We start from the raw sequence: 23,449 nt of genomic DNA, 5'->3' as shown, positions 1-23,449 counted from the left end.
AATATGACTTTTATAAAAAATCATCAAATATTACTAATTTCTCTGATAATAGTAGTAATCATTCTATCCGTTGTTAGCATTTTCCTTATAAGGAAGTGGCTAAAAACATCAAAAACCTCCAGCAAAAAGCCTATTGCAAATATTATAAAACGTGCAAAATCGGTTATTAGAACAAATAAAATAAAGAATAGCTTAGCTGAGCTGTATATATTCTATGGAGACTATTCTGCTGCAAAAGACCACATAAAAAAGCTAAAACCTAACGTCCAAATTATTGATAACAATGAACTGCCACTAATAGCTATCGATAAAACCAATACTTCACTAGTATTTGGGACCGAAGACCTTTCGGACCTGTGTAAATTAAGAAGAAAATTAAATCTACAGTTTTATAAACTCAATTTCTGCTTTGATATTTCTAACCCTCACTTTCAGGAGGACAATAGTATAAGTGAGGTTTATAAACAACTTACAAAGCTAAGATTAAAAAATTTCATAATATCATTCTACAGTTCATCTGAACATAGTCAAAGCTATAACAATGCTATTGGTAAGAAATCTATAGTCAAACTAAGCTCAAATGAAGGCCTAAATAACAAAATTGATGAAGCAATACTGTCAAAAATCCTTAGCCATAAAGATAGTATTGGAGATAAATACAATAATACAATAATATTAAACCAAATAAGAAAATCACTAAAAAATATATCTCCTCAATTAAAATCTATTGATAAGGAAATATTTCTTAATTTTGGCTTAAACATTCCAGATAATATAATAGCGAGAAGAGATACCATCTTTTTTAGCAGTTCCCCTAGAGGTATCATCATAAACTTAATCTCTCTATTGTTTAGCTTCATATTTATTATTAATATTTTTCAAGAGATTGGACTAAAAGAGAAAGCTTCCATCAAAAATTTAGATCCGTCATCTGAAACTAACTCTCACCAAGTGTTAAAAGAAGCTAGAAAGAAAATTGATGACACCATCCTTTTGGATATTCTATACCCAAAATCAGTAAAATATCACTTCATTTATGAACAATATGCTAATACGTTGCTAAAGAGTGTAATTTTACCGAAATACAATGATTCATATGACTTATCATTGGTCACATCATTTCTAATATTTTTCGAATATTTAGACAACAAAGACATGAATCAAAAGACTGATGCTATGCTTAAAATAATAAGTAGTTTTACAAATCTTTCTGAAAAACAACTAAAAATTGTGATCAAGTATACAAATCAAAACTTAAAAACTGAAACTATTAAAGCAGTTACTAATAGAGCTAATAAATTATATACTAATCGATTACTAGTTATTGGAGAAGACTCTGAAAGCTATTTAAGCACACAAGGCTTCAATGCTGAATACTTAGGAATATCAAATACTAAAAGAGCAAAAATCATTAATGATATATATATAAAATACTTGTACAGATGTACTATCGACAACTCAATTCTAGATTTAAAAAACAACTATATAATACCGATTGAGGTAAATAATATTTTCTCAACCTATCAAGAGCAATTTGATACTTCATCAAAGAAACTATGTAATTCATCATACATAAATTCAATAACAAAAAGTGTTTCTTTGATATTTAACCAAGAGGAGAACGAGAGGAAGTTTGAAAGCTTTAGTGACATGCTCGATCATATTTACTATTTAGTGAAATCTTTAGAGAAAAATGCTAATGATGTTACAGATGAGGGTAAAGAGCAAACTGGTTCTATAACTACGTCTTTAGTAAACTATGTTCTCAATAGTGTCGTCAACTCAACATATAATAAAGACGAACTTCCATTAATCAATCCTGTAAGTAAGAAGCTATATATGGAATTTGCACCTAATTTCTATAGTAAAAAAATATTGATATCTCCAATATATTCAAAAGAATATATTAAAGACAACATAGAGCCTATAAATAAAAAATTTAATAGACTTCTTAATAATCTTAAGGATAACTTCAATATAGAGCCTGACTTTATGATTGCTATCTACAAAAGTTCCATAAATAACTATAACTCAAGATATATAGAGTCTTACAACAGAATGATTGATAAGCTTAATAGTGACTCTGATTTCAGTAAAAATATCTCTAATAAAAATGCTTTAAATCTTTATCTACTGGCTATGTCATCAAAAGATTCCTCTTTCAATAATTTGATAGAATTCTATAACACAAATACCGATTTGGTATCTGATGAATCTAGAGTAAACCCTACTAAAAAGATTAATAAGCTTCAACAATTCTATGGAAAAATGACTAAGCTAGGTAAACAAGATAATAAAGATCAAGACATATCATTATGGACCCCAATAGATAGTCATTTCCACGAAAATGATAACTATCTAAAATCAAAAAACTATGCTGAATATAGAGAGATATTCAAAAAATTGAATAATTTAATAAGAGAGCATGGTTACTCAGATACTTATAAGGAAATTAAGCAAGGATATAAACCTCTACAAAAAGTTTACTCCGGACTTTCTGAAATAAATAATCCAAACAATAACAACCTATATAAATTACTTAAAAAACATCTAGATATAGCTATTGAAGCGATAAAAACTATAGCTATAAAAGATGCTATAACTAAACTTGATAATACTGTTAATATTGAATATGAATTCATAACTGATCAATTCCCATTCAATAAAAATAGTAATACTTTTGCCACAAATGAAGCAATAACAAAAGATTTTGATAGCAACGGTTATATATACTCAACATTTATAGAGCAACTATCGCCACTATTATCTTATAATAAAACTAACGATAAATGGTATAGTAACGATTTCTCAACTTCTGAGCAGGTAGATTACTTAAATAAGTTTAACAAAGTATACTTATTGAACAAACTATTATGGGATGACAAAAGAAATCCTCAAGCTATCAAATTTGAGATAACTCCCATACCAAATGAAGATAATGACTATACCTTCTTCAGTATAATTCTCGATAAGCAAAACTATGTAAACTCTCTGAATATAGCATACTCAAATAGTATGGAAATTAGTTACAATTGGAACTCACTTGAATCAACGACTATAACTATAAAATTTGAAGACGGTAGTACAGACCAAATAAGTTACCACGGTAAATGGTCGATACTAAAAGCTATTAAAGATGCTAACTGTGATCAAAATAATATTTGTTCTTGGGAAGTTAAACATAACGGTAAAACATACCCTGTAAGTTTTAAAGTCGAATCAAAATTTTTACAAGTATTAGGTTGGCAGAAACAAGGAGATACTAATGTACAATAACTTATTTAAAAAAGCCTTTTTAATATTAATTATAGCTCTAGGACTTAGTAGTTGTGCAAGTGATGGTTTGTATATCAAAAACAATGTCCCTAAAACAAAAGTCGTATTAGAGTCTAAACCTGATAAAAATACCTTTTACTCTGACAACTATCAGTCCATCTCTCAAAGAATATATAATGATAACGTAAAAGTATTAAACCTAAAAACTGGAGAAAATGAAATTCCGTTAAATAAAGATAGTAAAGATTATGCTCTATACTTCATATTGCCGGATAATAACAATATTGAAAACTGGAAGTATATTATTAGCTCTGATTCAGTAAATGAATTTACTATTAAAAATGATAGCAATATAGAAAAAGATTAAGGGAGATAACTCTTATGTCAAAAGCAGATCATATTTTTAATTTAGAAGAACAGGGTTTACTCATAGACATAAAAGATGAGTCAAAAGGCTGTACTACTAAGTTAGAATCCTCAGGAAAAATCTCTCATAACGCAACTGAATCAATTGAATCAACTGCTGACAAGCAAATAATCGACAATGTAAAAGACTCAAAAATTTCAATAACGGAAAAAGAAATATTATTAGCTACGAAAAAATCAAGCATCATGCTTAATGATAGCAAAATTGTGCTAAAAATAGGTAATTCGACTATTGTGCTTGATGACTCGAGTATTTCTATAGAGTCAGGAACAATTAATGTAAAAAGCTCTGCAAACACAAATATTCAAGCTGCACAGAACATCGGCATAAAAGGCTTAAATAATAGTATAAAAGCTGATGTAAGCCTTAATGCAGAAGGTGTAAATGTCAATATCAAAGGAAGTGCTACAGCAAGTATAAAAGGTTCTGCAGCAACAATGGTTGGTTAATGTTTATGGATAGTATTGCTGATAAAGCGCTTAAGCGTTTATTTGAAAATATCAACTTCTACTATGACCAAGAAAGGTCTTTTAGAGTAGACAAGCTTGATAAATGTATCAGCGATATCATTAAACTTGAAAATAAAAAATATTATAAGAAATTTGATATATATAATATTAGGTATCTTATTGAAGATATAAAATATTCAGTAAATCTCAACTTATCTGATATGTCTAAGAGGCTTTATAATCAGATATTAAAAGTTATCGACAATATTTTAGACTCTACTGATACTGAACTTTTTGTTGGCTACTTGAAAGATTTAAGAAAGTTAGTTGATAACTATAAGTTAGTAATTGACAAAGATATAGCTGATAGAAAAAAAATCATAACAAGTAGTAATGATGAATTGGGTACTATTTTTTTAGATGTTACAAAAGATACTAATATAGAAGTTAATACTGATAAGCTTACACAGTTATATACTAAAACCCTAAAAAAACCTGACTCAGATAAACATATAATTGAGTACGAGACATATTTTAATACACTGAAAACTTTTGTAAAACAGATACAAAGCACAGATAGCTTTCTTCCATTAAGGAAAAACCCTATTTTAAGCTTGATAAATCTTGCTTATATAATTAAAAATGGGATCTTCAAAGTAGATACCTACTTAGCTAGTGACATCATACTTTTAAAAGCTTATTATTCTGCAAATAGTGATATTACTAAACTAAACATTATTAACGAAAGAATAAATACAGATACTCTAAGCACCTCTTTAACATCTCTACAAGAAACACAGCCTTCTGATGAGTTAAAAAAGATTATAGATTTTATCGACCTACAAATTTTTGGCATATCTCGATACTTTAATGATTTTAATTTAGAAAATATTTTCTTTCATAAGACTCATACAACAAACACGCCTAAACTTGAGTCTTTTGAACAGCTCTTGATAACTTTAAAATGTATCCCAGATACAATATTTGATGATGAAACACTATATAAAAAAGTCCATAAAGAAAGAGAGCTCTATGAAAACCTTTTTACAAATAATAATGACAAGCCTATAGAGAAAATTATAGAACAGTCACCTAATAACTTAATTACAAAAATATCTAATAAGTATTTTCAAGCTTTGCTAGAAATAGCTACTTCTATAAACATCGCCATATCCGATGAAAACCTCGAGGTAATTGGCCCTTTCATCGAGTTCGAAAAGAATTTTAATTTAATAACCTCACAAATATCCAAAAAACATGAGTTTAATCATGAAAGATTTTACAAAGATATAAAGCATCTAAATAAGATATATCCTAGACTAAAGTCTAATTACTCATTATTAAAAGATATTGAACAACAATTAATTAAAAATAAAAATGGTATAAGTAGACTTAACTGTTTTTTTAGCAAAAAAAAGTTTTTAACATATAAAGAAATTAGAGTATCTAATCCTAGCAACAAGGGAATTAATATTGATAAATATTTAACAAAAATAAATAAAAATATTTCTAATGCCAATTATGAAAATGCTTCTGAGAAAGCTAAAGAACTTACTTTATTCCTTTTAAATCAAGCATGCTACAAGTGCCCTTCTCTTATAGGTATATATAATTTACCACCTTTTTCCAATGATTACTTCCTAACACTTAAAGAAATTACAGACGATCCAATTATTAATGATCTAAAAAGCAAGCAAGATGCTTATTGGAGGATATAATGCTAGACATAATAAACGACTCATTAAAACGACTAGAAACCGCACCTAACAATGATGATAGTATTAGTAATGCAATATCCAATCTGATATCTGAGCTTAATAATATTAAGACTTTGTTAAGCCCTACAAATCTCAACCTTTCAGGCAGTGCCTCGACATTAACTCCCTCTATGACTGCTCAAATCAAATGTTCATTCAGTCTCGCTCCAGGAGTCTATTTAAGTACAAGAATAAAAACACTTGCAGGAAATCTACCAGCATCTAATATTACTGACTCTAAGCTAGGCGCTAATATACTACCTTTTGCAGGGTGTACAAACCCAGCCAACCCGACAATGAACCCTTTCGTTTTTCCTTGGGTATGTATACCGAACCTTACACCATTTATACCAACGAACCCAACCACGCTATTAGAAGGTGCCCCAATAAATACTATGAATAACAAAGCAATATGTACATTTGCTGCTGGAGGTATGGTGAACTTCATAAGTAGTGGGCAGATTAATGCAAAAACATCTTAAAGGACTATTGGCATGAATGAAATAAAAGATAACCTAAGCACAAATGATGCAGCCATCCTAAAAAAAACTTTTGACAAATTAAGTAGTGATATTAAAAATGATTTTGATAAAAGAATCTCTGAGTATAGTAGTAGCCTTTTATTCAAGTATTATAGTAGTTTATATTATTTTCTTCCTAAATCATGTTTATTAGAAATAAGAGACAAAGGTCATAATGGCTACTATATCCGTCCTCAAGAGTATTTTTTTATTGAGGACAAAAGAACTAATAAATCCTTAACATATACAACAAGATCAGAAAGTCTTATCTTACCTGTAAAGAATGTAGCAACCATAAAAAAAAGTGACACTCTAATAAATATATCATTAGATTTTGAAAATAATTTTGAATATGATTATCTTACTATATGGCTTGATCCAAGACTATGTGAAGAAGATCCTTTTTTTGCCACATATATTTTCAATCAAATACTAGTAGATAGCGGTTCCGCAAAAATTAGATTTTTAGACTACTCATACTCAACCAAGGATATAATAGTAGAACCTATTAACCTACAACTTAAACCAACTGAAAAACTGATTTTGAATATTCATAACCCTAGTCTGATGTATGGGTTTAATATACGAATCAAAGATTTATTTAAATATAAATACAATAATCTACAAAAAATAGACTTCTACTTTAATCTAAAAATAGATAACTACAACGAAGAAAGACTTTCTTCATTATTTAGAGTCAATTTGGTACCAATATTTAATAGCTTCGATGATTATTCAAGCGCCACATTTACCTCTATGAGTCTATCAAATAGTAAACTAAAACATCATCAAATAGATGATGCTCAAGCAATAGAGGTTTTATCAGTGTATGAAAACAATACTCCTTGTTCATTTGATGGCTTTGTCTTTTCTGGTCAAAATGAATACTATCTTAATAGAAACTCTCAATCACTAAACTACAATGTTGTCTTCCCTGAACTTGATAACAAAATATTAGAGACAAAAATACACACATACACAACATGGACACAGATAGTAGAAATATCTGATCTTATAGAGATTAACTCAAATGCAATAGCTTCTATAAATTCAAGTATTTCTCCAATCTTTATAAATAGAGGATTAAATAACTATAACAATAACTCTAGAGATATGTTTAATATGGTTGATATGATTATATCTAAGAATATGTATTCAAAAACAACATTTATAGCTATAGCAAAGCTTTTAAAGACCGATGATAATAATATATCATTATTATCAAGCTTATTAGATAAAGTGGAAATTGATTCTGTTACTAATGAACTAATGCTAACCACTAGCGATAGGTACAATGAGAAATATAAATATTTCTTAGATTTTTTTGTAGGTATTATATGTAAATTCATAAACCAAAACACCTTCAGTTTTATTAAAAAAATTGTTTTGAATAACTCTTGAGAAAGGATATAAAAATGGCAGATTTTGTAGAAGTAGAGATCATTCTAGAGATTATTAAAAGTACAAAGGAAATTGTTAAAGCAGATCACATTGATAATGAGCAAATTGCATACTATCGTAATAACATCAGAAAAAGTATATTTTTCCTTCAAGAAGAATTATTAGAAAAATATAGTGAAACTATATGTAAATACATAACATTTCCATTAATTGCATATGTTGATGAAAAACTAATGATTCTAAAAGAAGAAGCAGGAAGTAATATTTCTTGGGGACTGCTACAACTTGAATACTATGATAGAAAAGATGGTGGTGAATATGTTTTTGAAATAATTGATAATTTATTATCAGACAATATCTATCCTCAATTATGCTATCAAACAATATCTCTAATTCTTAATAATGATTTCTATGGTAAATATTATGAAAACATTTATAACCATAATTTTCTTGCTTACAAAAAAGAAGTTGATAAATATATAGATAAATCTGCAATTGATTCAGTTAGCTTTATTGATACTTCTAATAGTACCCCTCCTCCAAAGAGATATCGTAAAATTGCAAAAATCTTATTAAGGTTTGGGGTCCCTCTTGGATTATTCCTTATAAGTTTATTGATTTTTATGATTTGGTAATTTAGGGAGATTAGCATGAGTAGACTAATATCAGCACTGAACAATATAGAGTTAGAAACTCAAGATAAGATAAATCTTATTAATAGCATGCGAACTCACTCAATATATGAGAATGCCGAATATGATACATTTGTCCAGAAAATAGTCGATAATTCTAATGATACTAAAAGTATAGATGTATATAGCTTATTTCTTTGCTTGAATTCAGAAATATGCTTGAACTTAGATCAAATCGGTGCAACCCCCGAAATCATTGAAGATTACTTTTCTTTTATAGAAGAAAACTTTTCAACTATAAATCCCTTAGATTCTAAACAGAAAAGTGAACTTGCTGAAAAAGGTATTAACAAATTTTTAGCAGTAGTTGATATCAATTTTGCTGAAATTAAAAATCTAGACCCTCAATCATCCACTACTATTGAAAACATAGTTAATCTAATTAATAAATTTACAGTATTTTTCGATGAAAATAATCTAGGTTATAATTCTGATCTAAAGGTACAACTAGATAAAACATTAAACAAAATAAAAAAATCAATAGCTACACAAGAGCAACAAAATCAAAGTGTAGAACAAGAACCTCATAAGGATATAAAACAGTCCGTAACAAAAAGTGAAGAGTTGATACCAGTCACTAAAAAGAATTTACAAGGTTCAGATAAGTGGCAGTCTCTTGTTGAAAAGATAGAAATTCTAAAAAGTCTAGTTGATGATGAGAGAATATTTGAAACATCCATAGTCTATGATGATATTCAGAATCTACTAGCAAATTTTGATCCTAAAGAATATTTCCCTGAAGTTTTTTTCCCTTTATATAAAAAGATTGCACCAATAATAGGTGATATACATAAAAATATAGATTATTACTCTTCGAGTATTCAATGGAGTGTAGCAAAAAAAATGTATGAAATCGATTATAGCCAGTTTTTGGATGACCTTGAGAAAATGCCTGAAAACAACTTTATCAATAGTACATCTTCTTCAATAGCTAAAGAACACTTCTATGAAACAAACTCTGAAGCAAAGAAAGAGTATCGTGAAAAAAATAAAGTATTAGAAGATAGTGATGCTCATAAGCCCAATATAAACACAAAGCCCAAAAATCAAGAAGTTAATAATACCCATCAAGATACTTTAAAGCAAAATAATACAAGAGATGATGTCGATAATATTAGTGGTGATGATTTAAATAAATTATTCGACTTTTAAAGTATAAATAGTTATGAATATAGATAAATTGAATAAAATATCTCATAAACTCTCTTTAAATCATCTTCTTAGAATTTTTTCTGTTTATAATATTCCTCCCCAGAAGATGAGATTTGAACCAGTCTTAATAGATAGCACATTATCAGCCACTATCCTAAGAATATCAAAGAAAAATGAGCGTATATATATAGATATAAATGTTTTTAAACTTAAGCCTTTTGCAGAGCTAGAAACAAAATACCAAAAATATATTCGTAGTAATAATGATTTAGCAATTGAAGTATTAGAGTACGGTATTAGATCTCTATTATACAGATATATAATTAGAACTAAGGAATTATATAGACTGACTCAAGATAATGCTTATATTAAAGCAGCTCCCAGATTTACTATTGATAATACAATTAATGCTCTATATAAAGCTCTTAGTGAAGATTACTGCACTATTATTAACTATGAAAAGGAATTAATTAAAATTAGAAGACCTCCTTCTTCAGTAGGTCAAAAAAATATAGGCAATATATATCTAGGTGGATACATTCCTTCTTTTATTTATTTGATTAAAGTAAACATAATAGTTATAAACAAAAATAATAGCGATATAAAGAGAATAAAAAATAAAGTCAAAGTAATCAAAAAGAGTATCAAGAACAATTCGATAAGAATAAAACTAAACATAACGATAGAAAATAATAAACCAAATAATAAATATGCTGGTTACACATATTTATAGTTAAAGAGTTCTTAGGTAAAAGCTATGAAGAAATCAAAGTTTTCGCTGCCTTCAAAAGCGGTAAAAACAGCACTACTATCTGCGAGTATAAAATCCCACTCTGAACCTTTTTGAATTTCATATATTGCATCAATATTATCAACTCTTGTTGTAAAATTCATCATCGAGTTCTCAACTTCAACCAGCTTAATTCCAGAAAGAGACAGAGTAACAACATTTTTATTCCTACTAATGCTCGTGATTCGTAAGACTTTTTTATTTTCAAACTTCACATTAGCTGGAGCAGTCGCTTTCCTTTTTATAAAAATATAATACCTAGAAGCGACAAAGAACTCTTCTGGGAAATTCTCACATATATATTTTCTTCCATGCAAATCAAATTTAATAAAGTTATTAATTTTTCTATACTCACAAAGACTAAGTAGCCTATCAGCAAGTGAATCAAGCTTTCTCAAAGGCTTATAAAAATCAAATTCAATACTATCAATCTCCTCAACTTTATCTAAGTTAAGTTGAATTAGACTATAAATATCATGCACCAAATCAAATATTTGTTTCGGAGAGCTATTCAATCTATTTGATTCTGCAAATTTAAGCTCTCTCTCTAACTTATTAATTAGAAATACCAATATAATAGCTGCATAAGATCTGGAGGTCGAGAAGACAAAACGGTTAAAAGACTTTAACTCAGAAACGAGCCTATTAAGCTTTACAAAAATATCCTGCATCGAGTAATGATTGAGAGTTAATACTGGAAAGTCGTAAATATCCGATACTAATCGACCTCTGTCTAACTTAAATAATGCAATTTGTGTACTATATTTAGAGCTATAATCATGTTCTAACGAAAGAGATAGTTGATTATAGATATACTTAGTACCATCTTTTTCAACTACCCTTTCTTTAATATCTAAAAATATTGGAATATCACCAACCAACTCATCTGTTGTTACTTGTAAGGATAAAGGGTAAGACCTATCATAAGAAATAAATATCTTTTCATCTAAATACAGTTCAAGATCTTTTATGAGAATAAGTCCAGTATACAAACTTTCAATATCTAAATTAAAGCTAATAATTCCTTTATTAAGATTCATCGGCAAATAGTTTGCAACTCTTGAACTTTCTAAAATAGATAGGTTTGACTGATCTAAAATATCTCTATCTAACCTTACCCCATCTTCCCAGTATACCCTTTCAAGAAACATTAAGACATCACTCCTATTTACTAAGCAGCTGCTATATATCCTATTTTAGCAACACCTTTATCTGTACTTGCAGCACCGCATACAGGCAAGCTACCTTGTGAAGTTGTGAGCCCATCAATCGATATTATATGATATCTCATACCATCTTTAGAAACACCCATTAACTCTGTTGGCTCTATCTTTATACTAAAGGCTTCTGAACTAATTGGATATAACTCTAGGTTAGATATATCGATCATAATACCCCAAGCATCATCTGTCTTGTACTCTTGCTTTTTATTAGAGCTACCAAGTTTAATCTTCATATCCGTTGCACCCGCTTGAAGTATACTAGATACAGCACCTTCGAGTAATGTTCTAACACTCGACTTAATTAGGGCACCAAGTGTAATACTAATTGTTGGGTTTATAGATCCCGGTGTTATTGACAAACGTATTACACTAGCTGCAGCTGTTGCAGAATCTGCTTTTGTAACATCTTCTCCTCCTTCAATTGCAACAATGTTTTTATCAAGATTAACTCCCGCCATAGAAAACGAATCTATAAATAATCTACGATGTGGATGAGAGCCTATACACGCTGTAGGATCTGTTCTAACATGAATAGTTTCTCCACTTGTTACCTGTTGTCTTGTTATCATCTCACTCATAACCACTCTCCTTGTTTTTAGTTATTATTAGCACCGAATAATTCAGGTTCAAGCCTAGTATCAATAGTCATTGTAGTATCCATACCTTCAAATTGGATATGTGGAATCACATTTATTTTGCATGAATACCAACCTGGTTTACCTGGTATAGTTTTAACATCAATAGAAACATTTCTAAAAGGGTATCTTGCCATCTCTAGAGGTGTTGGTTGATATACAGTAGTAACAAACTCTGATATCCAATCTGAAAGAATATTTTGAATTTCCTCAGCACCGACCACACTTCCGATTTTATCCCTAATTACACATTTGATATAGTGAGATATCCTAGATATACACATTGTGTAAGAAAGGTTTGCTATCAACATTGAATTTGCTGAATCAAACTCATCTACAAACTCTTCAACTTTTTTAGCTGAATTCACACTAAAAAAGCATGCATTACTCGTACCTTTTTCACTTACAAATGGTATTAGGCCAATATTCGCCAGTGATAGTTCCATATAGTCAGCAAATAACACATTTAAAGGAGGTTTTGTTTCTAAAACCCCTTTATTATCGTAGACACAAGATACTAGGTTTCTTACATAGCCACCACTTTCGACCCCTCTTATATACTGGAACCATCTAGTTTTATCGTACGATCTCATCATATTTTTAACTAGGTGAATAGAAGATGGTCCCCACAGATAACTATTATTATCTGAATAATCAACGAATTCATTAAAACCTTCCATGAGTTTGTATTGAACTGGGTTATTTTCAGGATTATATGGCTGACGTAGCATAAAGTCTCCAACAGTCAGTCCTATATACGCAGCAACATCAAGGTTTCTAAAATCATTCCATTCTTTATATCTTGGATGCTCTAATAAAGATTCAAAACTTTTTATATGAGTTATTTCCGAAAGATCTTTTACCCCAAAAAATGATTTATCAATTGATGCTACAAATGGTGCATGAGAGCTTTTTGCGACCATACCCATTCCAGTTAGCCAAATTATATCATTTGTAGTATTTTCAAAATTATATAAACCTAGTATTGCACCATATGGTTCTCCACCATATTGATCAAACTCTGCAACATATACTTTTTTAAAGAAATCACTACTAGATATATCATATAAATTTCTCTCAAAATCATATTGTAGCTCTTCTTTCTTAACATCTATTATACTTACTTCTACATTATCGTAGTCATCTTGACAAACTTCCTGAACTTTAAGCCACTCCTGTTCAAGAGTTTTAAACTCATCATTTGATATTATAGAGTTAACTTGTAAATCAATAAGCTTATCAATAACTGTAATAACTTTTTGAATATACTTTTGGTTATAATTATTAATAGCATCGTTATTTGCTAACACTAGAGATAAAGCCATAAGGTTTCTAGCATTGTAGTCTGTAGATAAAGATAAAACTTTAGATGCATCACCTGAAACATCAAAGTCTATATTCTTAAGTACATTATCAACCTCTGCTGATCCACCAAAATTGTTCAAAAGCTCATCTGTAAGACTTAATTTACTTTCTGACATCAAAAAATCTCCCTACTTATTTTCTATTTCTTCTTGCTTGCTTGTCTCAAGAGACTCAACAGCTTCTGCATCATCAGAATCTTTAATCGTATAGTTTGTCAAAGCAGGAATCTTATTTTTTAAAGCTTCTAACTCATTACTATCAGAAAAAATCATATCTATCGTTTTTTTAAGATTACGATTATTTTCTATATCCTTAGCAAAAGATGCTAATATTTCTTTCATTTCAAGCAAAGCTCTAATCTCAGGAACTTTTTTAGCGACCGCATCAGGTCTAAAATCTTTTATACTTTGGATTCTATAATTAACCTTCAAGTTGCTAGGATCTTTAGAGACAAAATTAGGAGCTTCAAAATCAAAAGATATATTCATATCCTCTAAAGCCCTATCAACTCCATTATCTATTCTTCTTACTTCTCTATCTGCAAATTCTTTTTTTGCATCTACAGACCTTCCTTTTGATAAATCTCCGACTACTAAAACTCTATAAGGCAATTCTTTTTTCTTCAACACGCCATCTACATTAGTTTCATAATTTATCATTAACCTTGAATTTGGAATCTTATTTTTTGCCATTATCACTATCTCCTGTTTAAGAACTTTCTAATAGAAAAACTACATTATGATCTGCCGTAAAACAATACTTTCTACAGCTCAAATTAAACCCAAATCATTGGCCTATAAATTCTATTTAAGTCATCAATAGAATATCCTTTAGCTGGTATTGTTGCTAAAACACTAAATCCTTGCGAACTCCTTACTTCTTCATGTTCAAAACCAAGATTAAGAGCAACTTTAGCTTCTACTATATTTTTAATTTTTTTAACATACTCATCTTTGCTAATATTACTATATGAGTAAAGATTTTCATTATCTTTATTAACATCAACAGATACATCATTAGATATAGGATCATATGTTAGACCTATGTTAAAACCAGTTTTATCAGTATTAGTAGAATTCTCCTGCTTTAGTATCCTAAAGCCTCTAAATAATCTGTCTAACTCTTGCTCATCAAGCTTAGCTATATTACTGTAAATATTCTGTAAAACCTGCTCAGTATTAGCTTCTCTATCAATACTAGTAAACTCATTTACTTTACCATCTCCAGATCTAACAGAAGAGCTCTTAATATTAAGCTTCATATTATGATTGCTCGAGCCAAAGAGTTCTGATGAATAACCAAACGTTGATTCAAATACAATACCTGTAACACCACTTTTCTCAACTGTATAACAAATATCCTTAAGTAGCTCTTTATTATCATTCACTAAAGTGAAGAAAGAATCACTAGGTACACATATTGAAGCACATAATCTCTGCACTTCGACAAAACTATCCATAAAATTAAGCATATTAACCAATGCAGATAAAAGCTCGTTATCATCACCCACCCTCTCTGCAAAACTTTGATACGGTTCACACAAGGAGGTTAAGATTTGTTTAGTAATATTCAGATGACTTTCTGAGACATCATGAGACCCGACTCTTAAGTTCCTATTTTTCGCCATCCTTCTTAACAACAAATAAAACCCTCTAGTTAATCTATCTAAAGACCTAATAATTTTACAAAGCTTGATAACTGTTTCAGCAGACGAACTATCTTCTTCTATAGAAAAGTTAATTACCAAACCAGTAAAATATGCGTACTCTTGGGATAACTCAAAATCAAAACCAGGGAGCCTTTCTTTAAGCCACCCAGTAAAGTTGAAGCTATCACTACTCGAAAACACGCTCTTAAAAGTCGAACTACTCTTCCACTTAGCTTCTTTATTCAATATTACAAGATTATCTAGCAGTTTTTTTTGACATTCCATCATAGGAGATACAAAAGACTTGATAAAATCAGCTTCATCGTCTATCATCATCACTTCTATATATCTCTGAATAGATAACTTTGTAAAATACTCCTCAAACGTTGACTTATACTTATCTTTCTTCGCAGAGAAATTCGATAATTCCTCAAGTGGAGATGCTCCAATTCTTGAAACTCTTGAGTCTAGTGAATACATCCTATTAAATTCAGCTAAACTTACTGTTGAACCCAAAGAAACTGATGATGCTTTGGTATTTTCCGTAAAAATAGCCCCTACACTCTTATTAGATAAAACATTTATAGAAGTATAACTAATATTAGACTCAGGACTTATAACTGTTGTACGATTTTCCAAAGCATCTATAAACGACTTAGTTTTATCTGAGTTCTCTTTCTTACTAAGAAAATCTTTTGCATCCTGCTTCGTTGATTCACTAGTCATCATTCTACAAAGGTTAAATAAGATAGGTAAATCACTACTATCATCAAATTCTATAACGTTGATAACAGACATCTGATCTTTAAATTCTTCTTTTTTTAACGTTTGAGAATAGTTTATCAAAGTATCTTGAACATAAAATGAATCCGGATCATTAAAAGTCTTAGCTTTATTAAAGCTTGGATTATACTGCTGATTACTAGATGACAATATCGCATCAGAAGCTTTTTTCTTTATATCTAATGACGCAATATCTTTAAATTTTGATTTAAGTTCATTAAGATCCGCGCCAGCTTTCCCAGATAAATTAGCTAATGAAGAGCTCTTTGATAAGGCATTAAGAATCTCATCTGAATCGATATTAGATAATTGCCCTCCTTTAAGCTTATATACTTCACTCAAAGATCCAATTACAGAGTCAAAGGTACTTCCTTTATCATATATACTAGATAATATATTTTGTGCAGCTCCATACGCATTCGTTCCTGTTGTTTTAGCAAGATCAAAGTCTTTTTGAGCCGCACTAGAAATATTCTCAAGCATTGAGCTTGCTTTATCTTTTGCATATTTACCAAAATCCATATAATCACTTGTTAAATCTTTAGCTGTTGATGTCAACTGACCCTTCAAATCTAAATTTTCACCAGTTAATAGCCTTTGAGCAGAATTTTCCAATAACCCTTGCTTATGTGCAATAGCTCCCTTCAAATCATTTCTTTGAGCCATCGAATATCCCATTCCTGATTTGACATCATACGACCCAGATGTTTGATTAAGATCTAACATCTTAGTAGTCATCGGTATAGAAATTCTCAATGTTCTAAGCTTAGAAGCTGATTGCTTGGAATATAGTCCAAATCTAGCCTTAATTTCCATATCACTAAATTCAGATAAATTTGGTATTTTAAAAGGTGACTCATAACTCTCACCGATATTCTTTTTTATGATTGAATCAACCTGATTTCTAAACTTATTGACAGAACCTTTAGCATCAGCAAAACCTATCAAATTATCTGCTAATATCTTTCCTTTTATTTCACCAGATAATAGGTCAAAGCTCGCTGTATTAGTAGAGGTCTTAACTTGAATTAATGGGTTTTCATAATCTCTAGAACTCAATCCAAGAGTCATTAGCCCTTCACCATTCTTTTCAACCCCTAAACTCTGTTTTTTATAGTTAGCTTTTGAATAACCCGTCAAAGCACTTCTACCAAAGTAGATTTGTTCAATCTCTGGATAAGTATATTCTCTAATCAAGTCAAGGCCATCTCTAGTTTTTGGAACTAAATATCTGTATGACCCTTCTGGTGCATTCAAAACGAAACCTAGCTCATTTAAAAGTTTATAATCTTCTTTAAATTTAGGTGTATAAACAAAGCTTTTAGCTTCTTTTGAACCTTTTGCTGTTACTAATTTAAGATTCACGTTTCCTTTAAAATTATCCAGTAACTCAAAAGACTTCGAGTCTGTAAAATTCAATTTACTTGCATTTGCACTAATATCAACATTGTAACTAAACATTGCTGATGATGCTTTACCACTCATTCTAAGATATAAAGGTATAAATGACTTAACATCTCCTCTCGCACTATCAAATACAGGTAAATTAGACCAGATATTTATACATGAACTACCCATAAAACTTTTCTCACCTGCAGCAACAAGACTCGCAGCAGCTGATGCATTTTCGCTATTGATAGATGCAGTTAATTTGGCATTAAACTTAAATTTTGGCAGTGAAGTTAATTGCGCAACATTTCCACCACCAAGCATCTGATTAACACTTGATTTTATAAAAAAATTGTAAACCTCTGTATCTGTAATACTGCTCCACAGCTTAACTCTGTTAGGGTCTTTATAGAAAGCAAAATCCCTATCCTTAATCCTTGTAAGAATGCCTTTTTGTTTATGGGAATCCTTCAGAAACCTTTCAAAATATTTTTTCCTTTCTACGGCATAAGTATTAGCCATGACATCTATTGTTTTTAACTTTTGAGCAACAATAATCTCATCCTCGAAAAACATATGCCTTTCGATGTCATTATAAAACCACGCTTTTATAAAATCAAAAAAGCCTCCATTAACCTTTTCTTTCTTTAAGTCATCAGTATCATATAGTATATCGTTAATATCTTCAGCCATGTAAATCCCAAATAACAAACCCTTTATACTTGTTATTCTTACATGAGCAACGTAACTAATTAAACTATTTTACAGCACTTCTAATATATATTAACCTGTCCCAATATCACTCTATCTTTTGCCCCTGTTGCCGATGGAATATTATTATAGCTATTGTTAAGAGTTTCATTTCCTAACACAGCAAAGGCTATAGCTTCTTTTGCATCACTACTATGCCCAATATCTTCAAATGTTAAGACTTCGACATCTATCAGTTTTTTAATAGTTTCTATCAAAAACTTATTATACGCCCCTCCCCCTGTGAAAATTATTTCATCCAACTCAACTTTATCAAGTACAAAATCATTATATGCTTTGGCTATACTCTCCGCTGTAAATATAGTTAACGTATGAACTATATCTTTAGGATTGCTTTGCTTATATTTATCAAGAATATAATCTGTATACCCAATACCAAAAAGCTCTCTACCCGTTGATTTTGGTGGATTCAAAGATAAATATGGATTTTGCAAAAGCTCCTGCAACATTTCTACAATAACTATACCAGAAGCTGCTATTTCGCCATCTTTATCATAATCTCGATTAAACAAAACTTCCATTGCCCTATTTATCATCATATTACCTGGACCAGTGTCAAATGCATATATATCATTAATATTTGCATTTCTAGGAATAATTGTAGTATTAGCTATTCCACCAATATTATGTAGAGCACGTGATTTATTTTTATCACTATAAAGAATATAGTCCACATAAGGTACCAAAGGGGCTCCATCTCCTCCAGCTGCAATATCTCCGGCTCTAAAATTTGACACAACTGTTGTTCGACATTCATAAGCTATCGTCGCAGCATCTCCTAACTGTAATGATGATTTAATAAATCCATCTTCATTTTTTGCCTGGTGATATATAGTTTGCCCATGACTAGCTATGAACTCGATATCTTCTAATTTTAGGTTATTTACAGCTACTGATTTCTTTACAGCATTAGCATATTCAATTCCAAGCTTAAAATTAAGACTACATAATAGCTGAGCATTACTTCTTGTTAAATCTAAAGATTGCTTAATATCGTTTAATAAATCTTCTGAGTATGAATATGTTCTAAAACTGACTAATTTAATATCAGTATCCAGTCCATGCCCTTTAATCTTACATAAAGCCACATCAATTCCATCTAGCGATGTTCCAGACATAATTCCAATACAGTATTTATACTCATTCATCCTTGATATCCCAATAGTAAAATCTTAATTTTATTATAACCTACTAGCTAATTCACAAACACTGATTATTTCAATTTTTAAAGTCCCATTACTTTTTAGAATTACTCTCTCTTAGACTTGTTAACATATATAACTTTGTTTATCCTAAAGTTAGAAACAATTTTTTGTTAATCATATGAAATACTTTCAGCTCAAGCTTTCGCTATTTCTTATCTTCTTTATTAGCGCTATTTTACTTAATAGTGTTGGTATTGTGATTCTACAATCGGTCACTCATTATCAAGTCACAGAAGTTCAAGCAAGTATTCTTGAGGCATGCAAAGATCTTACTATAGCAATAGTTTCATTTGCTATTTGTTCATTTATTCCAAGATTTGGTTATAAGAATGCCATGCTTTTAGGACTAGCAATTATTGCTATAGGATGTATTACCATGGCAGGCCTAGATAGTTTCTTTACAGCTAAACTACTATTTGTTTTAATAGGCGTAGCTTTTGCTCTTATTAAAGTATCTGTATATTCAACTGTTGGATTAATTACCAATGACTCAAAAGCACATGCTAGCTTAATGAGTCTATTAGAGGGTGTCTTTCAGGTTGGGGTTGTTTTATGCTTTTTTGTATTTAGCATATTTATTCACTTTGGTAACTGGCTTGGCACATACTGGTTATTAGCTGGCTTATGCTTAGTTGCATTTTTGCTACTTTTATTTACCAAACTTGATGAATCAGCAGTACGAACATCTAAAAATTCTAATTTTCTAGCAGATACTTTAAGTATGCTAAAACTCATAAAACTACCAATTGTGATGTTATTTATAATTAGTGTATTTTTTTATGTATTTATCGAACAAGGTGTACAATCTTGGCTTCCAACATTTAACACTAGAGTACTTCACCTTTCTACATCAACCAGTGTCTTTATGGCAAGTATTTTTGCTTTAAGCATAGCTGCTGGTAGAATCACTTTTGGCTTCATAATGAAAAAGATTGACTGGAAATTAATTATTATCATAGGTCTTATATGCTGTGGAATATTAGTAATATCAACCTTACAACTATCTAAACTAATAGATACTAATCAAACAGATTCTTATTTAGCTGTAGTTATAGCACTACTGTTTCCTATGATTGGTTTTTTCATGGCTCCAATATATCCAACATTATGCTCAAGTATTCTTAGTAGCCAACCTGAAAACTTACAAAGTGCTATGGCTGGTTTAATAATCATATTTTCCGCTTTGGGTGGTACTATTGGTTCTAGGATAATTAGTGAAATATTTGCACACTTTGGTGGTGTAACCGCATTTTACTGCGTACTTATACCGATAGCACTTTTAGTACTATTAATACCCCCTTATGCTAAACTTCATAGGAATAAATAATTATGTCTAATAATCAAGAACAACTAATACAACTATCAGGTAAACTTTTTGGTGCAGTTCAATTAAAACCATGTTTTAAAGACTCAAAATACTTTGTCGATATGACTCCTAAAAGATCTTCTCAAGATATCTTAAATGATTACAAAAAGCTCAAAGACTCTGGTGATTTTGATCTCAAAGCTTTTATTGAGGATAACTTTTACCCTCCAATATCGGAAAAAACTTTTAATAATAGTAAAGAATTATCTCTATCATCTTATATCAAACAAATGTGGCATTTTTTGCATCAGTCATCTGACAAACAAAACTCTCTAAGTTCTCTTATAGCACTTCCAAAACCTTATATAATCCCTGGTGGAAGATTTAGAGAGGTTTATTATTGGGACTGCTACTTTACTTGTGAAGGTTTGCGAGTTGATGGTGAAATACAGATGATTAAAGATATTGCAGATAACTTTGCATATTTAATAGATACTGTTGGCTTTGTACCAAATGCAAATAGAAAATACTATCTAACTCGTTCGCAACCACCTCTATTTTACTTAATTGTAAATATCCTATATCAAGAACTAGGTATTTCCGCTATTGAAAGATATTTACCAACTTTAGAAAAAGAATATTCATTTTGGATGAATACGCAAAGAAATGTAAACGGTTTAAATAGATACTGGGATGAATCAGCTACTCCTAGACCAGAATCATATCGCGAAGATATTGAGCATGCGCAAAATATAGCAAACAAACTAGACTTCTATCGTAACATCTGTGCAGCTTGTGAATCTGGGTGGGATTTTTCTAGTCGTTGGTTTGCTAATACAAATGACTTTAGTACTATTCAAACAATAGATATTCTACCTATTGATTTAAATAGCTATCTATATGGATTAGAGAATCTACTAGGTAAATGGTTCACTGAAATTTCAGACCAAGAAAAAGCGACTAAATATTCAGAGTTAGCTGAAAAAAGAAAAAAACTTATTCAAAATACTTTCTGGGATCATAAAAAAGATTTTTTTTATGATCTAAATACTAAGACAAATAAGGTTACCAGCATTACAAGCTTAGCAGGAGTGACACCACTATTCTTAAATATAGCTACTCAAGAACAAGCTCAAAAGGTTGCTAAGGTTATAGAAAATCAATTTTTAACAGCGCATGGACTTATTACAACAACTTTAAATACTTCTCAACAATGGGATTCTCCAAATGGCTGGGCACCATTACATTTTGAAGCTGTTATAGGTTTAAGAAATTATGGTTTTGACAAGCTTGCAGAAACCATTGCTAAAAGATTTGTAAATACAGTTAATCAGAAATTTAAAGAGACTGGAAAGATCCGTGAAAAATATGATGTAGTTGATCCCAAAGCAAATGCTGGTGGTGGAGAATATATAGTACAAGATGGCTTCGGTTGGACAAATGGTGTTGTCGCAAGCTTTATCAAAATGTATAAATTATAAATATACAGAATCTTAACATTCTTAAACCATTAAGAATACCAAGCTAAATTAATGTAACTAACTAAAAAAATTCTTGCTGAAAATATAGAAAAATTAGAAAGAAATATTATTTCACGATTGGATCAAGTTCACCACTTTCATAACGTTGGAACATTGTTTCAAGTGAAATTGGCTTAATTTTACTAGCCATACCAGCACTACCAAACGCTTCATATCTAGCCTGACAAATTTCAGACATTGCTGCTTTTGCTACTGCATTATATTTACGTGGATCGAATTCAGCAGGATTTTCTGCCATAAATCTTCTAATCGCTCCAGTAGCAGCCATACGTAAATCAGTATCAATATTTACCTTACGCACACCATATTTAATTGCTTCAACGATTTCCTCTACTGGCACGCCATAAGTCTCACCCATAGCACCACCATAAGTATTGATTACTTCTAACCAATCTTGAGGTACTGAAGATGAGCCATGCATTACTAAGTGAGTATCAGGAATTCTTGCATGAATTTCTTTTACTCTCTTGATAGATAATACATCACCTGTAGGTGGCTTAGTGAACTTATAAGCACCGTGAGAAGTACCTATAGCAATTGCTAAAGCATCAACTTTTGTTTTCTTAACGAAATCAGCAGCTTCTTCTGGATCTGTAAGCATTTGATCCATAGACAAAGTACCCTCAGCACCAACACCATCTTCTTCTCCTGCTTGTCCAGTTTCTAATGAACCAAGACATCCAAGCTCACCTTCAACTGATACACCACAAGCGTGAGCCATATCAGAAACAGTTTTTGTAACATTAACATTATACTCATAATCAGAAGGAGTTTTACCATCTGATTTTAATGAGCCATCCATCATTACAGATGAAAAACCTAATTGAATAGATCTTTGGCAAACAGATGGAGATGTACCATGATCTTGGTGCATACAAACTGGAATATGAGGATACTCTTCAATCGCTGCAAGAACTAAGTGTCTTATAAATGGAGCTCCTGCATACTTTCTTGCACCCGCAGAACCTTGTAGAATAACTGGTGAGTTAACTCTATCAGCAGCTTCCATAACAGCTCTTACTTGCTCAAGATTATTTACATTAAATGCTGGCAACCCATATCCATGCTCTGCAGCATGATCCAATAGTTGACGCAATGAAACTAAAGCCATGTTTATC

At 30.6% G+C, this 23,449-nt stretch carries 18 protein-coding genes; 11 read left to right on the top strand and 7 right to left on the bottom strand.

What is annotated here, in order from left to right; genetic code table 11:
• Nucleotides 1-3 precede the first annotated feature (3 nt).
• From F7308_RS05045 to iglJ, 9 genes are read left to right on the top strand one after another with little or no spacing between them, the layout of a single operon-like run.
• Nucleotides 4-3,276 (top strand): hypothetical protein, encoded by a 3,273-nt coding sequence (locus tag F7308_RS05045; protein WP_013922778.1) that lies wholly within the window; start codon nucleotides 4-6, stop codon nucleotides 3,274-3,276.
• Complete coding sequence (gene iglE / locus F7308_RS05040) at nucleotides 3,266-3,643, top strand: type VI secretion system lipoprotein IglE (protein WP_013922777.1); 378 nt, start codon at nucleotides 3,266-3,268, stop codon at nucleotides 3,641-3,643. The genes F7308_RS05045 and iglE overlap by 11 nt, the downstream gene beginning before the upstream one ends.
• 14 nt (nucleotides 3,644-3,657) lie before the next feature.
• Nucleotides 3,658-4,152: a type VI secretion system tip protein TssI/VgrG gene (tssI, locus tag F7308_RS05035; RefSeq protein ID WP_013922776.1), complete on the top strand. Its 495-nt coding sequence runs from the start codon at nucleotides 3,658-3,660 to the stop codon at nucleotides 4,150-4,152.
• Between the two features lie 5 nt (nucleotides 4,153-4,157).
• On the top strand, nucleotides 4,158-5,870 hold the full coding sequence (locus F7308_RS05030; protein ID WP_013922775.1) for a hypothetical protein: 1,713 nt from the start codon (nucleotides 4,158-4,160) through the stop codon (nucleotides 5,868-5,870).
• A complete protein-coding gene (gene iglG / locus F7308_RS05025) occupies nucleotides 5,870-6,391 on the top strand; it encodes a type VI secretion system PAAR-like protein IglG (protein ID WP_041263696.1) in 522 nt (173 codons plus the stop codon). Before F7308_RS05030 ends, iglG begins: the two co-directional genes overlap by 1 nt.
• Before the next feature lie 12 nt (nucleotides 6,392-6,403).
• Entirely contained in the window at nucleotides 6,404-7,831 is a 1,428-nt protein-coding gene (iglH, locus tag F7308_RS05020; RefSeq protein ID WP_013922772.1) for a type VI secretion system baseplate subunit TssF/IglH, read from the top strand.
• Nucleotides 7,832-7,845: 14 nt separating this feature from the next.
• Nucleotides 7,846-8,466 carry a DotU family type IV/VI secretion system protein gene (locus tag F7308_RS05015; protein ID WP_013922771.1) on the top strand — a complete coding sequence of 207 codons (621 nt, stop codon included), beginning with the start codon at nucleotides 7,846-7,848 and terminating at the stop codon, nucleotides 8,464-8,466.
• A 15-nt stretch (nucleotides 8,467-8,481) separates the two neighbouring features.
• The gene (locus F7308_RS05010; RefSeq protein ID WP_013922770.1) at nucleotides 8,482-9,675 is read left to right on the top strand and encodes a type VI secretion system protein IglI family protein; all 1,194 of its coding nucleotides are present in this window, start codon (nucleotides 8,482-8,484) and stop codon (nucleotides 9,673-9,675) included.
• A 13-nt stretch (nucleotides 9,676-9,688) separates the two neighbouring features.
• The gene (gene iglJ / locus F7308_RS05005; protein WP_013922769.1) at nucleotides 9,689-10,408 is read left to right on the top strand and encodes a type VI secretion system baseplate protein IglJ; all 720 of its coding nucleotides are present in this window, start codon (nucleotides 9,689-9,691) and stop codon (nucleotides 10,406-10,408) included.
• 11 nt (nucleotides 10,409-10,419) lie between these two features.
• On the opposite strand, the gene tssK is transcribed toward iglJ, so the two are convergent.
• From tssK to anmK, 6 genes are all read right to left on the bottom strand, one after another.
• A complete protein-coding gene (tssK, locus tag F7308_RS05000; RefSeq protein WP_013922768.1) occupies nucleotides 10,420-11,616 on the bottom strand; it encodes a type VI secretion system baseplate subunit TssK in 1,197 nt (398 codons plus the stop codon).
• Between the two features lie 20 nt (nucleotides 11,617-11,636).
• Complete coding sequence (iglC, locus tag F7308_RS04995; RefSeq protein WP_013922767.1) at nucleotides 11,637-12,266, bottom strand: type VI secretion system tube protein IglC; 630 nt, start codon at nucleotides 12,264-12,266, stop codon at nucleotides 11,637-11,639.
• Between the two features lie 17 nt (nucleotides 12,267-12,283).
• Nucleotides 12,284-13,804, bottom strand: coding sequence for a type VI secretion system contractile sheath large subunit (gene tssC, locus F7308_RS04990; protein ID WP_013922766.1), 1,521 nt, complete (start codon nucleotides 13,802-13,804; stop codon nucleotides 12,284-12,286).
• Nucleotides 13,805-13,816: 12 nt separating this feature from the next.
• The gene (tssB, locus tag F7308_RS04985) at nucleotides 13,817-14,380 is read right to left on the bottom strand and encodes a type VI secretion system contractile sheath small subunit (RefSeq protein ID WP_013922765.1); all 564 of its coding nucleotides are present in this window, start codon (nucleotides 14,378-14,380) and stop codon (nucleotides 13,817-13,819) included.
• 83 nt (nucleotides 14,381-14,463) lie between these two features.
• Nucleotides 14,464-18,201 carry a hypothetical protein gene (locus tag F7308_RS04980; RefSeq protein WP_013922764.1) on the bottom strand — a complete coding sequence of 1,246 codons (3,738 nt, stop codon included), beginning with the start codon at nucleotides 18,199-18,201 and terminating at the stop codon, nucleotides 14,464-14,466.
• Between the two features lie 80 nt (nucleotides 18,202-18,281).
• Nucleotides 18,282-19,427, bottom strand: a complete 1,146-nt coding sequence (anmK, locus tag F7308_RS04975; protein ID WP_013922763.1) for an anhydro-N-acetylmuramic acid kinase AnmK — start codon at nucleotides 19,425-19,427, stop codon at nucleotides 18,282-18,284.
• 175 nt (nucleotides 19,428-19,602) lie between these two features.
• On the opposite strand from anmK, the gene F7308_RS04970 reads away from it, so the two are divergent.
• Complete coding sequence (locus F7308_RS04970; RefSeq protein ID WP_013922762.1) at nucleotides 19,603-20,811, top strand: MFS transporter; 1,209 nt, start codon at nucleotides 19,603-19,605, stop codon at nucleotides 20,809-20,811.
• Between the two features lie 2 nt (nucleotides 20,812-20,813).
• Nucleotides 20,814-22,271 (top strand): trehalase family glycosidase, encoded by a 1,458-nt coding sequence (locus F7308_RS04965; protein WP_013922761.1) that lies wholly within the window; start codon nucleotides 20,814-20,816, stop codon nucleotides 22,269-22,271.
• A gap of 106 nt (nucleotides 22,272-22,377) precedes the next feature.
• Here F7308_RS04965 and fba read toward each other — a convergent pair whose 3' ends face one another.
• A complete protein-coding gene (gene fba, locus F7308_RS04960) occupies nucleotides 22,378-23,442 on the bottom strand; it encodes a class II fructose-bisphosphate aldolase (RefSeq protein ID WP_013922760.1) in 1,065 nt (354 codons plus the stop codon).
• Nucleotides 23,443-23,449: the final 7 nt, after the last annotated feature.

Origin of the sequence: Francisella salina (genome assembly GCF_000219045.1) — a bacterium.
Classification (GTDB): domain Bacteria; phylum Pseudomonadota; class Gammaproteobacteria; order Francisellales; family Francisellaceae; genus Francisella; species Francisella salimarina.
Note: the sequence above shows the minus strand (reverse complement) of the source record. Positions and strands in the feature narration are given on the sequence as shown.

What these genes read in the sequence shown, in the direction of transcription:
- anmK (WP_013922763.1), bottom strand. Translation starts at nt 19,427, where the DNA reads ATGAATGAGTATAAATACTGTATTGGAATTATGTCTGGAACATCGCTA.
- F7308_RS05030 (WP_013922775.1), top strand. Translation starts at nt 4,158, where the DNA reads ATGGATAGTATTGCTGATAAAGCGCTTAAGCGTTTATTTGAAAATATC.
- iglH (WP_013922772.1), top strand. Translation starts at nt 6,404, where the DNA reads ATGAATGAAATAAAAGATAACCTAAGCACAAATGATGCAGCCATCCTA.
- F7308_RS04965 (WP_013922761.1), top strand. Translation starts at nt 20,814, where the DNA reads ATGTCTAATAATCAAGAACAACTAATACAACTATCAGGTAAACTTTTT.
- tssB (WP_013922765.1), bottom strand. Translation starts at nt 14,380, where the DNA reads ATGGCAAAAAATAAGATTCCAAATTCAAGGTTAATGATAAATTATGAA.
- F7308_RS04980 (WP_013922764.1), bottom strand. Translation starts at nt 18,201, where the DNA reads ATGGCTGAAGATATTAACGATATACTATATGATACTGATGACTTAAAG.
- F7308_RS05045 (WP_013922778.1), top strand. Translation starts at nt 4, where the DNA reads ATGACTTTTATAAAAAATCATCAAATATTACTAATTTCTCTGATAATA.
- iglE (WP_013922777.1), top strand. Translation starts at nt 3,266, where the DNA reads ATGTACAATAACTTATTTAAAAAAGCCTTTTTAATATTAATTATAGCT.
- fba (WP_013922760.1), bottom strand. Translation starts at nt 23,442, where the DNA reads ATGGCTTTAGTTTCATTGCGTCAACTATTGGATCATGCTGCAGAGCAT.
- iglC (WP_013922767.1), bottom strand. Translation starts at nt 12,266, where the DNA reads ATGAGTGAGATGATAACAAGACAACAGGTAACAAGTGGAGAAACTATT.
- iglJ (WP_013922769.1), top strand. Translation starts at nt 9,689, where the DNA reads ATGAATATAGATAAATTGAATAAAATATCTCATAAACTCTCTTTAAAT.
- tssC (WP_013922766.1), bottom strand. Translation starts at nt 13,804, where the DNA reads ATGTCAGAAAGTAAATTAAGTCTTACAGATGAGCTTTTGAACAATTTT.
- tssK (WP_013922768.1), bottom strand. Translation starts at nt 11,616, where the DNA reads ATGTTTCTTGAAAGGGTATACTGGGAAGATGGGGTAAGGTTAGATAGA.
- F7308_RS05015 (WP_013922771.1), top strand. Translation starts at nt 7,846, where the DNA reads ATGGCAGATTTTGTAGAAGTAGAGATCATTCTAGAGATTATTAAAAGT.
- iglG (WP_041263696.1), top strand. Translation starts at nt 5,870, where the DNA reads ATGCTAGACATAATAAACGACTCATTAAAACGACTAGAAACCGCACCT.
- F7308_RS05010 (WP_013922770.1), top strand. Translation starts at nt 8,482, where the DNA reads ATGAGTAGACTAATATCAGCACTGAACAATATAGAGTTAGAAACTCAA.
- F7308_RS04970 (WP_013922762.1), top strand. Translation starts at nt 19,603, where the DNA reads ATGAAATACTTTCAGCTCAAGCTTTCGCTATTTCTTATCTTCTTTATT.
- tssI (WP_013922776.1), top strand. Translation starts at nt 3,658, where the DNA reads ATGTCAAAAGCAGATCATATTTTTAATTTAGAAGAACAGGGTTTACTC.